13 protein-coding genes are annotated in these 13154 nt (G+C 67.3%); 7 read left to right on the top strand and 6 right to left on the bottom strand.

Going from position 1 to position 13154, the window contains the following annotated elements:
* Position 1: 1 nt before the first annotated feature.
* Genes MKW15_RS09675 through MKW15_RS09660 form a run of 4 tightly spaced genes read left to right on the top strand, consistent with a single transcriptional unit; the run spans position 2 to position 4851 of the window.
* Positions 2-1555, top strand: a complete 1554-nt coding sequence (locus MKW15_RS09675) for a succinic semialdehyde dehydrogenase (protein ID WP_240857395.1) — start codon at positions 2-4, stop codon at positions 1553-1555.
* Positions 1556-1593: 38 nt separating this feature from the next.
* A complete protein-coding gene (locus MKW15_RS09670; RefSeq protein WP_276614802.1) occupies positions 1594-2790 on the top strand; it encodes a CapA family protein in 1197 nt (398 codons plus the stop codon).
* A gap of 52 nt (positions 2791-2842) precedes the next feature.
* The gene (locus MKW15_RS09665; RefSeq protein WP_374246823.1) at positions 2843-4042 is read left to right on the top strand and encodes a PQQ-dependent sugar dehydrogenase; all 1200 of its coding nucleotides are present in this window, start codon (positions 2843-2845) and stop codon (positions 4040-4042) included.
* A 5-nt stretch (positions 4043-4047) separates the two neighbouring features.
* The gene (locus MKW15_RS09660; RefSeq protein WP_240857393.1) at positions 4048-4851 is read left to right on the top strand and encodes a cyclase family protein; all 804 of its coding nucleotides are present in this window, start codon (positions 4048-4050) and stop codon (positions 4849-4851) included.
* A 555-nt stretch (positions 4852-5406) separates the two neighbouring features.
* Here the strand turns inward: MKW15_RS09660 and MKW15_RS09655 are convergent.
* Genes MKW15_RS09655 through MKW15_RS09645 form a run of 3 tightly spaced genes read right to left on the bottom strand, consistent with a single transcriptional unit; the run spans position 5407 to position 6884 of the window.
* Positions 5407-5892, bottom strand: a complete 486-nt coding sequence (locus MKW15_RS09655) for a hypothetical protein (protein WP_240857392.1) — start codon at positions 5890-5892, stop codon at positions 5407-5409.
* Positions 5893-5895: 3 nt separating this feature from the next.
* Positions 5896-6345: a GGDEF domain-containing protein gene (locus MKW15_RS09650; protein ID WP_240857391.1), complete on the bottom strand. Its 450-nt coding sequence runs from the start codon at positions 6343-6345 to the stop codon at positions 5896-5898.
* Positions 6342-6884, bottom strand: a complete 543-nt coding sequence (locus tag MKW15_RS09645; protein WP_240857390.1) for a hypothetical protein — start codon at positions 6882-6884, stop codon at positions 6342-6344. Before MKW15_RS09645 ends, MKW15_RS09650 begins: the two co-directional genes overlap by 4 nt.
* Positions 6885-7147: 263 nt before the next feature.
* Here MKW15_RS09645 and MKW15_RS09640 point away from each other — a divergent pair, with 263 nt between their 5' ends.
* Positions 7148-9160: an ArnT family glycosyltransferase gene (locus MKW15_RS09640; protein WP_240857389.1), complete on the top strand. Its 2013-nt coding sequence runs from the start codon at positions 7148-7150 to the stop codon at positions 9158-9160.
* A 350-nt stretch (positions 9161-9510) separates the two neighbouring features.
* Here MKW15_RS09640 and MKW15_RS09635 read toward each other — a convergent pair whose 3' ends face one another.
* Entirely contained in the window at positions 9511-9948 is a 438-nt protein-coding gene (locus tag MKW15_RS09635; RefSeq protein ID WP_240857388.1) for a DUF3224 domain-containing protein, read from the bottom strand.
* A gap of 77 nt (positions 9949-10025) precedes the next feature.
* Here MKW15_RS09635 and MKW15_RS09630 point away from each other — a divergent pair, with 77 nt between their 5' ends.
* Together MKW15_RS09630 and MKW15_RS09625 are read left to right on the top strand one after the other, a co-directional pair.
* Positions 10026-10961 carry a helix-turn-helix domain-containing protein gene (locus MKW15_RS09630; protein ID WP_240857387.1) on the top strand — a complete coding sequence of 312 codons (936 nt, stop codon included), beginning with the start codon at positions 10026-10028 and terminating at the stop codon, positions 10959-10961.
* Positions 10958-11878 (top strand): alpha/beta fold hydrolase, encoded by a 921-nt coding sequence (locus MKW15_RS09625; RefSeq protein WP_240857386.1) that lies wholly within the window; start codon positions 10958-10960, stop codon positions 11876-11878. Before MKW15_RS09630 ends, MKW15_RS09625 begins: the two co-directional genes overlap by 4 nt.
* Here MKW15_RS09625 and MKW15_RS09620 read toward each other — a convergent pair.
* Together MKW15_RS09620 and MKW15_RS09615 are read right to left on the bottom strand one after the other, a co-directional pair.
* Positions 11810-12373, bottom strand: a complete 564-nt coding sequence (locus tag MKW15_RS09620; protein ID WP_240857385.1) for a histone H1-like repetitive region-containing protein — start codon at positions 12371-12373, stop codon at positions 11810-11812. The genes MKW15_RS09625 and MKW15_RS09620 overlap by 69 nt on opposite strands.
* Before the next feature lie 57 nt (positions 12374-12430).
* A complete protein-coding gene (locus tag MKW15_RS09615; RefSeq protein ID WP_240857384.1) occupies positions 12431-13123 on the bottom strand; it encodes a DUF6474 family protein in 693 nt (230 codons plus the stop codon).
* Positions 13124-13154 lie beyond the last annotated feature (31 nt).

The raw sequence follows: 13154 nt of genomic DNA, 5'->3' as shown, positions 1-13154 counted from the left end.
CATGCCGAAGCCAACCGCAGAGTATTTCGCCCGACTGGGTGCGCTGGTCGCGATCGACAACGCCGCCGACCGTCCGACCCGGTCGGTGCTCGAGGCGTTCAGCGGCGTCGAGATGGCCACCATCCCGGTCGCCACCGCCGACGACCTCGAGAAGGCCGTCGCCCGGGCGCGAAGCGCGCAGGAAGGGTGGGCCAAGCGCACCCCGGCGGAACGCGCCGAGGTGCTCGCCGCCTTCTCCGAGCTGGTCTACGCCAACGCGCAGGAGCTGATGGACATCGCGCAGGCCGAGACCGGCAAGGCGCGGACCTACGCCCAGGAAGAGGTGCTCGACGTCGCGCTGACCGCGCGGCACTACGCGACCGCAGGGCCCAAGCTGCTGGCCGACCGCAAGGTCAAGGGCATGCTTCCCGGCGCCACCAGCGTCCGGGTGCGCTACCAGCCCAAGGGCGTGGTCGGGGTGATCTCCCCGTGGAATTACCCGCTGACGCTGGCCGCCTCCGACGCGGTGGCCGCGCTCCTCGCAGGCAACGCCGTGGTGATCAAGCCCGACAGCCAGACCCCGTACTGCGCGCTCGCGGTGGCCGAACTGCTCTATCGAGCCGGCCTGCCACAGGAACTCTTCGCCGTTGTTCCGGGTCCGGGAAGTGTTGTGGGACAAGCGATTGTCGCGCAGACCGACTATGTGATGTTCACCGGATCGTCGGCGACCGGGGCAACGCTGGCGCAGCAGGCGGGCGCTCGGCTCATCGGCTTCTCCGCGGAACTCGGCGGCAAGAATCCGATGATCATCACCGCCGGCGCCAAGATCGCCGACGCCGTGCAGGGCGCGGCGCGCGCGTGCTACTCGAACTCGGGTCAGTTGTGCATCTCCATCGAGCGGATCTACGTCGACAAGGCGATCGCCGACGAATTCACCGACCGGTTCGCGGCGTACGTGTCGGCCATGAAGCTGTCGGCCAGCTACGACTTCACCGCCGACATGGGATCGCTGGCGTCGGCCGCGCAGGTCGAGACCGCGGAGGCGCATGTCGCCGACGCCGTCGCCAAGGGCGCCAAGCTGCTCGCCGGCGGCAAGCGCCGCGCCGACCTCGGTCCGTTCTTCTACGAGCCGACCGTGCTCGCCGACGTCACCGACGAGATGACCTGCTACGGCGAGGAGACCTTCGGGCCGGTGGTGTCGATCTATCCGGTCGACTCCACCGACGAGGCGATCAAACTCGCCAACGCGACCCGCTACGGCCTCAACGCCAGCGTCTTCGCCGGTAGCAGCGCCGAGGCCAACGCCATCGCCGACCAACTGCGGGCCGGGACGGTCAACATCAACGAGGGCTACGCCGCGGCGTGGGCGTCGACCGCCGCGCCGATGGGTGGCATGGGTATCTCCGGCATGGGCCGACGCCACGGCGAGGAAGGTCTGCTCAAGTACACCGAGCCGCAGACCATCGCCGAGCAACGGTTCCTCGGTATCGACCGGATGCCGGTGGTGCCGCAGAGCATCTATCGGGCCATCACCCCGGCCTTCGTACGTGGATTGAAGTACCTGCCCGGTCGCTGAGATCGGCCGCCCGATCAGCGCGTTCCGGGTGCATCGTGTTGGATGCAAGGGTGTCGCGTCGGTCGTGGGGTCTCGTGGGTGGTTGCGCCCTGACGGTGGTTGCCGTCGTCGGGCTCGCTGCGTCGTCGTCAATCGCTCCGCTCGAGGTGTCGCCCGCTGCGGTGGTGGCCGCTGAGAAGGCGCCGCCGCCTGCTCCCGGGGTTGCCGACCTGGTGCTGAGCTTCACCGGCGACAACATCCTCGGCACCGACGACAAGTTCTCCACCGCGTCGAGCCTGCCGACCCTCTGGCAGGAGAGCGGCCGCAAGCCGGACTACTTCTTCCGCAACGTCCGCCCGTACTTCGAGGCCGACGATCTCACCGTCGCCAACTTCGAAGTGGCGCTGACGAAGTGGCCGGAGAAGCGGTACAAGGGCGAGGGCGAGGTGTACCACTTCCACGGTGAGGCCGCGCTCGCGAAGACGTTGCCCGCCGGTGGGATCGACGTCGTCACCGTCGCCAACAACCACACCTTCGACTACGGGCAGCGCGGATTCGACGACACGCTCGCCGCGCTGCGCGCCGCCGGGATCGGGTACTTCGGTGCCGGCGAGGAGAGCGAGGGGTCGGATTACGACATGTCGCTGCTGCGGACGGTCAAGGGCGTCACGATCGGCCTCGTCGGATATCAGACGTGGACCGATTCCGACGCGATCGTCGCGAAGATCCGACGCGACTTCGCGCGGCTGCGGGCCGCGGGGGCCGACGTGGTGATCCCGTTCTTCCACTGGGGCATCGAATCCCAGCACACGCCGTATGAGGTGCAGACCCGACTGGCGCACATCGCGATCGACGCCGGCGCTGCCCTGGTGGTGGGCACGCACCCGCACGTGATCCAGTCGATGGAGATCTACCGCGGCAAGCTCATCGCCTACTCGTTCGGCAACTTCGCCTTCGGTGGCAATTCCAACCCGACCGACAAGCGCACCTTCATCCTGCAAGCGCGCCTGCACACCGTCGACGGCGAGGTGCGATCCGTCGACTATCGGGTGATCCCGACGCGGGTGTCGCGGACCGAGAGCTACAACGACTACGTTCCCACCCCCTACCGTGGCGACGAGAAACAGCAGGTCCTCGCCTTCATCAACGGCTTGTCGCCGACCTTGGCCGGACGTGCCGCAGATGCGTTCGTGCCCGTCGTGCCGCCGCGACCGCGCCTGCCGAAGGCGACTGTGCAAGCCCGGCCCGCGGGCTGAGGGTCGAGCGAAACCCTTCCGGTGCGCTATCCCCACCATTAACGTTGCCCCCATGACCCCCACCAGAATTGGACGCGCCCGGATCACCATCGCCTGTGTGGCCACGGCCGTGGCCACCGCCATGACGGCCTGGACTGCACCGCACGCCGACGCGGCGCCACGCCTGCAGGTGACCACATTGGCGTCGAGCCTGAACATCCCATGGGATGTGGAGGCCGCCCCGGACGGGACCGCGCTACTGACCCAACGTGCGGGCGGATTCGTGGCCATCCGGCCCGACGGTCGGGAGATCTCGGTCGCCGCCGATCTGTCGCGGGTGTTCGCCGTCAAGGAGGCGGGCGTCATGGGCCTCGCCCTCGATCCGGGCTTCGCGCAGAACCGGCGGTTCTACACCTGCCAGGCCGAGGTGACCCGGCCTGGTGCGCCGTCGATCCCGGGTGAAGTCGCGAATCTGCCTCTGCCGTGGCCCAATACGGGTCAGGTCATCAACGTGGTGGCCTGGCGGATCAGCGGCGATTGGATTCGCGCCCATCGCGAGCGCACGGTGCTGTCGGGAATCCCGGTCAACGCGTCGGGGCGGCACGCGGGTTGTGGACTGACCGCGTCGGGCAGGTCACTGTGGATCGGCACCGGCGACAACGCCATCCCGGGTAACCCACAGAGCTGGAACTCACTGGGCGGCAAGGTGTTACACGTCAATCTGAATGGCACTGCCGCAGCGGGGAATCCGAATCCGCGCAGCCCGATCTACAGCTTGGGGCACCGCAACGTGCAGGGCGTCGCGGTGCAGCCCGGCACCGGACGCGTGTACGCGATCGAGCAGGGCACCGACCGCGACGACGAACTGAATCTGCTGCGCTCCGGCGGCAACTACGGCTACCGGCCCGACCGCGCACCCGTCATCTACGACGAGTCCGTGCCGATGACCGATCCCGTCCGCGTTCCGGGCGCGATCGGGGCGGTGTGGCGTTCAGGGTCGTCGACGATCGCCACACCCGATGCGACGTTCCTGCCGTCGACCGGGTGGGGCCCGTTCAGCGGTGGCCTGGTGATCTCGGCGTTGAAGGGTAAGCGTCTCGTGTTCGTGCGGTTGTCCGCGGATGGTCGTCGGACGGTGTCGGTGGTCGAGGCCCTGCAGGAACGATACGGTCGGCTGCGCGCGGTGGCCGTGGCCCGCGATGGGTCGCTGCTGGTGACCACCAGCAACGGCGGCAGCGCCGACAAACTGTTGCGCGTGCGTTGGGTGGGCTGACGCGGATGTGCGACGACTCGGTGGTCCGTCACGCACATGACGAAGCCCGACGACTGTCTCGCCGACAAGCACTCCGTGTGGCGGCCGGGGTCGCGACCGGCGTGTCGGCAGCAGCGGTTGCGGGGAGCGCGGTCGGGTCACCGGCGATGGGTGTGCCGGCCGGGCGTGTGGTGGACCTGACGCATGTGCTGTCACCGTCATTCCCGAGGTGGCCCGGCAATGCTCCGTTCGCGTCGGTGCCGACATCGCGTGTCGGCGCGAGCAATTCGGGGTACGCGACCAACTGGGTGTCGTTCGCCGAGCACTCCGGCACGCATGTGGATGCGCCGGCGCACAAGATCGGAACCGGGATCACCGTCGATCGGATCGACCCGGCCGACCTGGTGGCGCCGCTGGTGGTGGTGAGCATCGCCGGTCGGGCACGACGAGATCCACGGACCGTGCTCACCGAGGCCGATCTGGTGGCATTCGAGAAACGGCATGGTCGAATCCCGCGGGGCTCACTCGTCGCGCTGCACACCGGCTGGCAGCCGCGGACCGGCGGGGCCGACGCCGCGGGCTTCTCCGGTGCGGCCGTGCGAATGCTTGTGGCCGAGCGAGCCGTGGTCGCGATCGGCACCGACACCCTCAGCGTCGACATCCGTGACGCCACCGCCGCGCACACCGCCATCCTCGGTTCCGGTCGGTACGCGGTGGAGGCGCTCGCCAACCTGACCGCGGTGCCGGCGGTCGGGGCGACGGTCGTGGTCGGGGCACCACGGTTCGCCGGCGGGACCGGCGGACCGGCGCGGGTCCTTGCACTGCGCTGATTGATCTCGATACGGTGTCGCCCTCCGCTGGTCGATCGCCATCGGGCGGAGCCACCCACGCTGGTCGAGTCGCACCCCACGCTGGTCGAGCAACCCTCGCTGGTCGAGCCGACTCCGAGCCCCTGGGCGAGGCGTCGTGTCGAGACCACTTGGTGAGCCAACAACGTCGGCAACCCCCTTTGACCAGGCACAACACCAGCACAACGATTCTTGTCAGACCCTCGCGATAGTCTGTTCTCAGTTCACGAAATGACTGCGCAACTTCTTTGATGACAGTGCTGATGACGACGGTTTGTTGACCCTTGTCGCTCGAAAGGCGCTGCGCGTGTTCACCTTCACCGATCCCGTGGCCGATGACGCGGCGATCCGCGCTGCCTCCACGTTGGGGTTGGAACAGCACGCTCTGCGCGAACTGCGCCACACCCGCCGCGCCGAAGCCCGCACGGTGCTGCTAGCCCACAAGATCGGTCACAGCGTCTACAACGACATGCTGGGTGACCCCGACCCCCACCGCGCTGACCCGGTAGCAGCGGAGAAGGCCGCGTCGGGGAAGCGTCACTGCGGGTGGGGGTGTCGCGCTCGACCGCGCACCGCTGGATCGAGCTGGGCATCGCCCTGACCGGAATGGATCGGGTTCGGTTGGCCTACCTGGATGGGGATCTCGCGACGTCGCGGGCGTTGGTGATCACCCGCGTCCTGGAAGTACTCGCGGAGTCGGTGCGTGTGGAGGTGGAGCCGCTGGCGTTGGAGTTGGCGGCGCGCCCCACTCTGGATACGACGTTGCGGTCGCAGTTGGCGGAGTTGATCATCACCCTCGACCCCGATGCTGCCGCGGATGCGCGCGAGGATTTCGGCGACCGCCACCAGAACGTGATCGTGCGTGACGATGCGCATGGCCACGCCAGTATTGATGCGACGGTGCCGGCCGAGCATGGCGAGTTCCTGCGCCAACGTCTCGCCCAGCTGATCGAGGTGCGGGTGTGCCGCCACGACCCGCGCACCCTGGGACGTCGGCGGGTCGCCGCGTTGGCCGAACTGCACGGCCTACCCGGTGCGCGATTGACGTGTGAATGCGGGCGGGCCGATTGCGACGCCGACCCTCGCCGTCACTCCGCATGGTTCACTCCGACTCGACTCGGTAAGAGCATCCCCGAACCGCTGTGCGTCGGTTGGCCCGCCGAGTTCGACGACCACGAACTCCTCGCCCCCGATCCGAGCCACGAGCGCGGAATTGCCGCTGGCGCCGGTCAATGTGGCGGCGACGGCGATCAGGACTCGGTCTCCTGCTTCGTGACCGTGGGTGTCGTTGATCAACTTGAACCTGTCGAGATCGATGACCGCCATCATCACATCGACGCGGCGGTGGGTGTGATCGCCGGCGAGCTCCTTGGCACGAACTTCGAGGCCGCGACGATTGAGCAGGCCGGTGAGTGCGTCGACGTCGGAGTTCACGGCGTCGGGCGCCAACGTCTTCATCAGCAGGTGACAGATCATCGGGACGATCGTGATCCCCCCAGGACGGCGAGAAGTTTCGATACTGCCAAGACCGGATCGGCTTCCTCGGCTATGCGCACAGCCAATACCGCCGCCACCGGGACAGCGACCGCAATGACGAACACGATCACGCGGACCGAATGGAAGATCACGGCGTAGCCGGCGAGGATCCCGAACAGTCCGCACGCGGCGATGGACGACATCGGGTCGGATTCGATCAGACACGACACCGCCATCAACAGTGCGGACACCATGACAAACACCGTCGACTGCGTCCGCGATGGCCATTTCAAGCGAAACCAGAAGGTGGCCGTGACACCGCAGCCGACGATCACTGCGATCGCTGCGATTCGTTGCGGAGGACCCGCAGACGGGCCGGCCGGGGTGAGCATCATCAGGGCCTCGATCCCGCCCAGGAACGCGACGGCTCCACCGACGAGCATGGCGGCAGGACGCGACAGTCCCCTGGTGGCCAGATACGACTCCAGCCACGCGTAATGGTCGGGTCTCGACCACCACGTCTCGAGTCGGCTCGGCACCTTTCTCGCCTCCCGTTGCACGAGTGGTGCACGACCTTCCTGCACACCACGGCTACGCCCCCTGGCGTCTGTCCGTTCTCGGGGCACTCCTTGTCGGGCGTCCCCGAATGCCGCGTGACGTGGCCAACATCGTAAAACCCGGTCTGGCGGATAACGAAGGCACTCAGAGAATCCTCGCTCACAGAATCCTCCCAGCCTCCTTCCAGCGCCGGGGGAGACCGCGGCTCCACTCTGGACGCAACGATCCCAGAGAAGGAGCAACGATGACCGCAGTATTGGAGCGGACGCAGACGCCACCCGAGGTGGCGCCGCCGTCCGCCGACGACAGGCCGGACGGCCGCTCGCGCCTGATGCGCTGGAGCCCATTCGCCTTGACCGGCCTGCTGATCAGCACCGCCGTGCTCTATCTGTGGAACCTGTCGGCGAGCGGCTATGCCAACACCTTCTACGCCGCCGCCGCGTGGGCGGGTTCGGAGAGTTGGAAGGCGTGGCTGTTCGGTGCGCTGGACCCCGCGAACTTCATCACGGTCGACAAACCGCCGGCGTCGCTGTGGGTGACCGGCCTGTCGGTCCGCCTGTTCGGCATGAACAGCTGGGCCGTGCTGGTGCCGCAAGCTCTGATGGGTGTCGCAGCGGTTGCACTCGTGTACTGCGCGATGCGACGCACCTTCGCCGATCCGAAGCTGGGTACCGCTGCGGGCCTCATCGCCGGTGTGATTCTGGCGTTCACGCCTGCTGCCGCGCTGATGTTCCGCTTCAACAACCCCGACGCTCTGCTCGTCCTGCTGATGGTCGCCGCGGGCTACGCGCTCACCCGGGCCATCGCGACGAACTCTGGTCGTTGGCTGGCGCTGGTGGGCGTTGCCCTGGGCTTCGCTTTCCTGACCAAGATGCTGCAGGGCCTGCTGGTGCTGCCCGCCTTCGCGCTGGCCTACCTGCTGTTCGCCAACAACGGCTGGCTCAAGCGCATCGGCCATCTGGTCATGGCCGGTGTCGCACTGGTGGTGTCGGCGGGCTGGTTCGTGGTGGTGACCATGCTGGTCCCCGCGTCGTCGCGGCCCTACATCGGCGGCTCGACCGACAACACCTTCATGGATCTGGTGTGGGGCTACAACGGAGTCGGACGCATCAGCGGCGGCAACGGACCCGGCGGCGGTGGTCAGGCCGGCGGATCGTTCGGCGGCGAGACCGGCCTGTCCCGGCTCTTCAGTTCCGAGATGGGCAACGAGATCTCGTGGTTGCTCCCGGTCGCACTGCTGGCCCTCGCCTTTGCGGTCTACGCGATGATGCGCAGCTTCCCCGGCTTCCGATTCACCGGTCGGGTATCGCGGGTCGAGTCGGGAGCGGTGGTCGCGTGGGGCGGCTGGCTGCTGGTCACCGGACTCATCTTCAGCTTCATGAGCGGCACCATTCACCCGTACTACACGGTGGCGCTTGCTCCGGCGATCGGCGCACTGATCGGTATCGGCGCTGTCATGGCGTGGCGTCGGCGTGACCATTGGGACGGTCGCATCACGCTCGCCGGGATGATCGGGCTCGCCGCATGGTGGTCGATCGTGCTCCTCAACCGCAACGACTTCGGACCGCAATGGTGCCGGTGGCTGATCGGTACCGCGGCTGCGGCGGCGGTGATCGGAATCCTCGTCGGTGCCACCCTCGGCATGCGCAAACTGCTCGCGACCAGCCTGATCGTCGGATCGCTTGCCGGTGCGGGCGGAACGGTCGGCTTCGCCATCGCGACAGCCGCGACCCCGCACAGCGGCTCGATCCCGAACGCGGTGAACACCTCGATCGAGGGCGGCATGGGTGGTCCCGGTGGCGCTCGTGACGGGGGCGCTCGTGACGGGGGCCAGGGCGCAATGCCTCCCGGCCAGACGGGTCAGACCCAGACCGGTCAGACCCAGCCGAGCGCCGACGGTGCAGGTCAGCGCCGTGGGGGTATGGGCGGTCCGGGTGGTGACATGTCGTCGAACACCGAGTTGGTGAACCTACTCAAGGCCACCGACACGACGTGGGCGGCAGCGACCAACGGTTCGCAGTCCGCGGCCGGTATCGAGATCGCCACCGGCACTTCGGTGATGGCGATCGGCGGGTGGAGCGGAGACCCCGCGCCGACACTCGACGAGTTCATCGCCTACGTGAAGGCCGGGAAGATCGGCTACTACATCGGTGGCGGCCAGGGAGGTCCCGGCGGCAATTCCGAGATCGCAACCTGGGTTGCCGAGAACTTCACGGCGACCACGGTCGGCGGGACGACGGTGTACAAACTCACCTGATCACGCTCACGCAGCGAGCCCAGACCACGGCATGGTCTGGGCTCGCTTGCTGTTCGGAACCGACGGTTCAGCAACCCACCCGCCGACGTCGTCGGCGATCGTGGAGGCGGGAAGAGTGTGGTTTCTGGGTTCGCGACACGCCGACGAGCACTCGGACGAGGGTGGTCGTCCGGTCGGGGGGTCGCATTGAAAATGGGGGAAGAAGCTTCGTCCCCTACCCCCAGAGTCCTCCCCTTGAAATTTCTCGGGGACGACTGTGAACCTCGCGGAAGAAACTCTTCCCCTAGATTTTGCTAGCACGACACCGATGCATTTCCCCAGTTCAGAGGCTAAACGCAGTACTCTTCACATCAGTTCAGGTCGTAGTGGAAGGTGATCGGGTACCCGTCGTCGCTGTGCCCAAAGATCTCGATCTCGGCGTAGCCGGTCGCATTGGCGAGGCCACCGGTGCCCAGTCCGGGAATGATGTCGAGCCGTCCGCTGACCTCCATCCCCGCGTGCTCACCCACACTGCGCAGCACGAGGCTGCCCTCGTGTCCGTCGATCGACCCGTCGAACGCCAGGAACGCCATCGTCGGTGCGCTCGACTCCCGGTTGTAGGCGATGAGCGACGCCTCGACGCCGTGTCCGGACACGTCTCCGTGGTAGTCGTATTCGACGTCGGCGCGGGTGAATCCACGTGCCGGATAGGCGACACCACCCATGTCGATGGTCTCGTCGTCGGCCTGGTGCACAGTTGTCTCGTTCCACGAGCTCACGGTGAATTTGCCGGTGCTGATGTGCGTCATGATGTTCTCCTCTCGGTACTCGACCAGTGTGAAACGGCGAGTTGTGCCGGGTATTGAACAAACGCGACACTGGGATAATGGCGAACGGCCTCGGGCGGGGTGAGCGGGCGATCCTGCATCCGTCGCGGGCCGCGGCGATCGATGTTCGACGGTTCACGCCGCCTCCCGACCTCGCCCACTGGGTCGACTACTTCTGGATCGTGCGGTGGCAGGCCGAGGAACCCCACACGCAAGCGGTAATCCCGCAGCCGGTCATTCATCTGGCTGCAGAGACCAGCCGCGTAATGGTGCACGGTGTCGGCGACAATCGTTTCTCGCGCACCCTCACCGGTACCGGTCATGTCCTGGGTGTGGCGTTGCGGCCGGGCGGATTTCGGCCGATCTTGGGGCGTCCGGTGAACTCGGTGACCCGTTCGGTGACCCCGATCGGCGACCTCCTGGGGTTCGACGACCGACCGCTGGCCCGACGTCTGCTGCGCCGTGATGCGACCGACGAGGACATCGTCGCCGTCGCGGAGGAGTGGTTGCGCGGGCTGCGACCGGAGCGGGATCCGATGGTCGACGCGGTGGCCGGCCTGGTGGCCGCCGCCGAGCACGACCACACCATCACTCGAGCCGACCAGCTCGCCGAGCAGGCCGGGATGAGCCTGCGGACCCTGCAGCGAGTGTTCGGCGACTATGTCGGGATCGGGCCCAAATGGGTCGTCCGGCGGTTCCGTCTGCTCGATGCCGCGGCGGCCGCCAACAGCGGTGCCGACGTGGACTGGGCGACGGTGGCAGCCGACCTCGGCTTCAGCGACCAGGCGCATCTCACGCGGTTGTTCACGGAGGTAGTCGGAACACCTCCGGCGTCCTATCATCGGGGCGAGCGAAGCGACGGGGAATGTGACCGGGGCGAGCGAAGCGACGGGGAATGTGACCGGGGCGAGCGAAGCGACGGGGAATGTGACCGGGGCGAGCGAAGCGACGGGGAATGTGACCGGGTCCAGCGAAACACAGGAGATCAGACGTGACCGGACGCATCACCGAGTATCGCAGGGGCTCATGGACATTCGACGTCGTCGACGAGGGTCCGCTCGTCGGCATCCCCATTGTGCTGTTGCATGGGTTTCCGCAGCGGGCGGCGTCCTGGGGCCGTGTGGCACCGCTGCTGCATGCGAAGGGTTTTCGGACCTACGCCCCCGATCAGCGTGGATACTCGCCGCGGGCGCGGCCGCGGCGACGTCGTGACTATCGACAGTCCGAATTGGTCGATGACGTTCTCGCGCTGATCGACGAGATCGGAACGCCCGATGTGCACGTGGTGGGTCATGACTGGGGAGCGATGGTCGCGTGGGCGCTGGCCATCCGGGAACCCGATCGGGTGCGCACGCTGACGACATTGTCGGTGCCGCATCCGGGTGCGTTCCTCGCCGCGATGCCGCGCGGTCAGATCCTCAAGTCCTGGTACATGCTGTTGTTTCAGATCCCGTGGCTGCCCGAGAAGCTGCTCTCCCTCGGTCTCCGGCAACCGGGTGCCGCACGGAAGGCTGGACTGCCCGAATCCGACGACGACCACCTGGCAACCGACATCGTCGCCTACGGGGCGTTGCCGGGGGCGCTGAACTGGTATCGCGCGATGCTGATCCCCGACAAGCGCCTGCGTATGCGACGAGTGCACGTTCCCACGACGTATGTGTGGAGCGACGGCGACGTCGCACTCGGACGTACGGGTGCCCGGCTGTGCGGCTCCTGGGTGGATGCGCCCTACGAGTTCGTCACGCTGCGTCGTGCCTCGCACTGGCTGCCCGAGACCCGGCCGGCCGAGGTGGCGAAGGCAATCATCGACCGCGCGGCCACGGCAGACGAACGTGCGATGCAGTCAGCCGTCGATCTGCCGGCGATGACGCCGACGAAGGACGACGAGGAGCGCGCCGAGCAGGCCGATTAGGGCGGCGACGACGATCGGCGCCGTGCGGTTGGGCGTCGGCAACTCGGTGGGTGCGCCCGATCGCAGTTGAGCGAAGGTTGCGCGCTGGGCATCCGACTCGGCAACCACGTCGACCGGACGCGACGAGACGTTCGTGCTGCTCACCTCGGTCGGCGGATTGCTCGCTGCGAGTTGGTCGACTTCTGGTTGGGCGACTTCTGGTTGGACGCTGTCGGACCGGACTTCCGGCGGCGCGGTCTTCGGGGGAGCCGTCGACGCCGGCCCTGACGGTCCGCCCGCAGCCTTCTTCGCGGGTGCTTTCTTGCCCGGCACCGTTTTGGCAGTGGCCTTCTTGGCCGGCACCTTTTTGGCAGTGGCGTTCTTTGCCGGAGCCTTCTTGGCCGGCACCTTCTTGGCCGCAGCTTTCTTCGCGGGTGCCTTCTTCGCAGGTGCCTTCTTCGCCGGGGTCGCCTCCCCTCGGGGTTCCGGGTTGGCTGGTGGGTCCGGCTCGGTCATCTCGATGCGCTCCTCGCGTCGTTGCTGCGCGGTTGGTGCCGATCCTAGTGGTATGCCTCAGGCCCGGACACCGAGTCGTGCCAGGATATCCGCGTCGATGGCGGCCAGCTCGTCGTCGATGGATTGATGCGCGGTCCGCCGCTGATTCGGCGGCATGGATTCGGCGGCGTCGACCGCGACGGCCAGGTTGTCCAGCCGCGCCGTCATCGCCTTGACGAAGTCGTCGGAGTCGGCGCTGCGGTCGGTCGTGGTGACCTTGTCCAATGCGGTGCGGGTGGTGGCGATCCGGGCCGACAACGTTGCGCCGTGTCCTGAGAACTGCCGCAGCACCTCCGGGGACACGCCGGCCCGACCGGCCTGCAACGCGGTGATCCGACCACGGCCGGCCACCGCGGCGCGATACACGATCGGGACGGCGATCGGGGCCACGATCCGCGCGACGGTCAGGTACCGGCGCACACTCGCCGGGCTCAGCGCCTTCGCGTCGGCAGCGGCCTTGGCCTCGACCTCGATCTTCTTCGCCTCGGCCTTGGCCACCTTGGCCTGGTTCTTGCTGATGTGGTCGGAGTTCTTGCGCTGGGCCTTGAGCTCCTTCTTGAAGTACTTGTGCTCGGCCTTGCGTCGATCCTTCTCCGAGCGACGCCGATCCTTGGCCTCGAGCTTCGCTTCGAGCTTCGCCTTGGCCTTGAGTGCTTTTGCCTCCGCCTTGCGTTGCGCGCGGCTCTTACCGTCGGACGAGAACACACCCATTCCAATGACCTTTCACTGCCGGCTCACGTTG

The organism is Gordonia gummivorans, from assembly GCF_022513585.1.
Taxonomy (GTDB): domain Bacteria; phylum Actinomycetota; class Actinomycetes; order Mycobacteriales; family Mycobacteriaceae; genus Gordonia.
The sequence above is the reverse complement of the archived record's forward strand: the minus strand, read 5'-3'. Positions and strand labels throughout refer to the sequence as shown.

What these genes read in the sequence shown, in the direction of transcription:
- MKW15_RS09675 (WP_240857395.1), top strand. Translation starts at nt 2, where the DNA reads ATGCCGAAGCCAACCGCAGAGTATTTCGCCCGACTGGGTGCGCTGGTC.
- MKW15_RS09665 (WP_374246823.1), top strand. Translation starts at nt 2,843, where the DNA reads ATGACCCCCACCAGAATTGGACGCGCCCGGATCACCATCGCCTGTGTG.
- MKW15_RS09660 (WP_240857393.1), top strand. Translation starts at nt 4,048, where the DNA reads ATGTGCGACGACTCGGTGGTCCGTCACGCACATGACGAAGCCCGACGA.
- MKW15_RS09650 (WP_240857391.1), bottom strand. Translation starts at nt 6,345, where the DNA reads ATGATCTGTCACCTGCTGATGAAGACGTTGGCGCCCGACGCCGTGAAC.
- MKW15_RS09640 (WP_240857389.1), top strand. Translation starts at nt 7,148, where the DNA reads ATGACCGCAGTATTGGAGCGGACGCAGACGCCACCCGAGGTGGCGCCG.
- MKW15_RS09635 (WP_240857388.1), bottom strand. Translation starts at nt 9,948, where the DNA reads ATGACGCACATCAGCACCGGCAAATTCACCGTGAGCTCGTGGAACGAG.
- MKW15_RS09630 (WP_240857387.1), top strand. Translation starts at nt 10,026, where the DNA reads ATGGCGAACGGCCTCGGGCGGGGTGAGCGGGCGATCCTGCATCCGTCG.
- MKW15_RS09620 (WP_240857385.1), bottom strand. Translation starts at nt 12,373, where the DNA reads ATGACCGAGCCGGACCCACCAGCCAACCCGGAACCCCGAGGGGAGGCG.
- MKW15_RS09615 (WP_240857384.1), bottom strand. Translation starts at nt 13,123, where the DNA reads ATGGGTGTGTTCTCGTCCGACGGTAAGAGCCGCGCGCAACGCAAGGCG.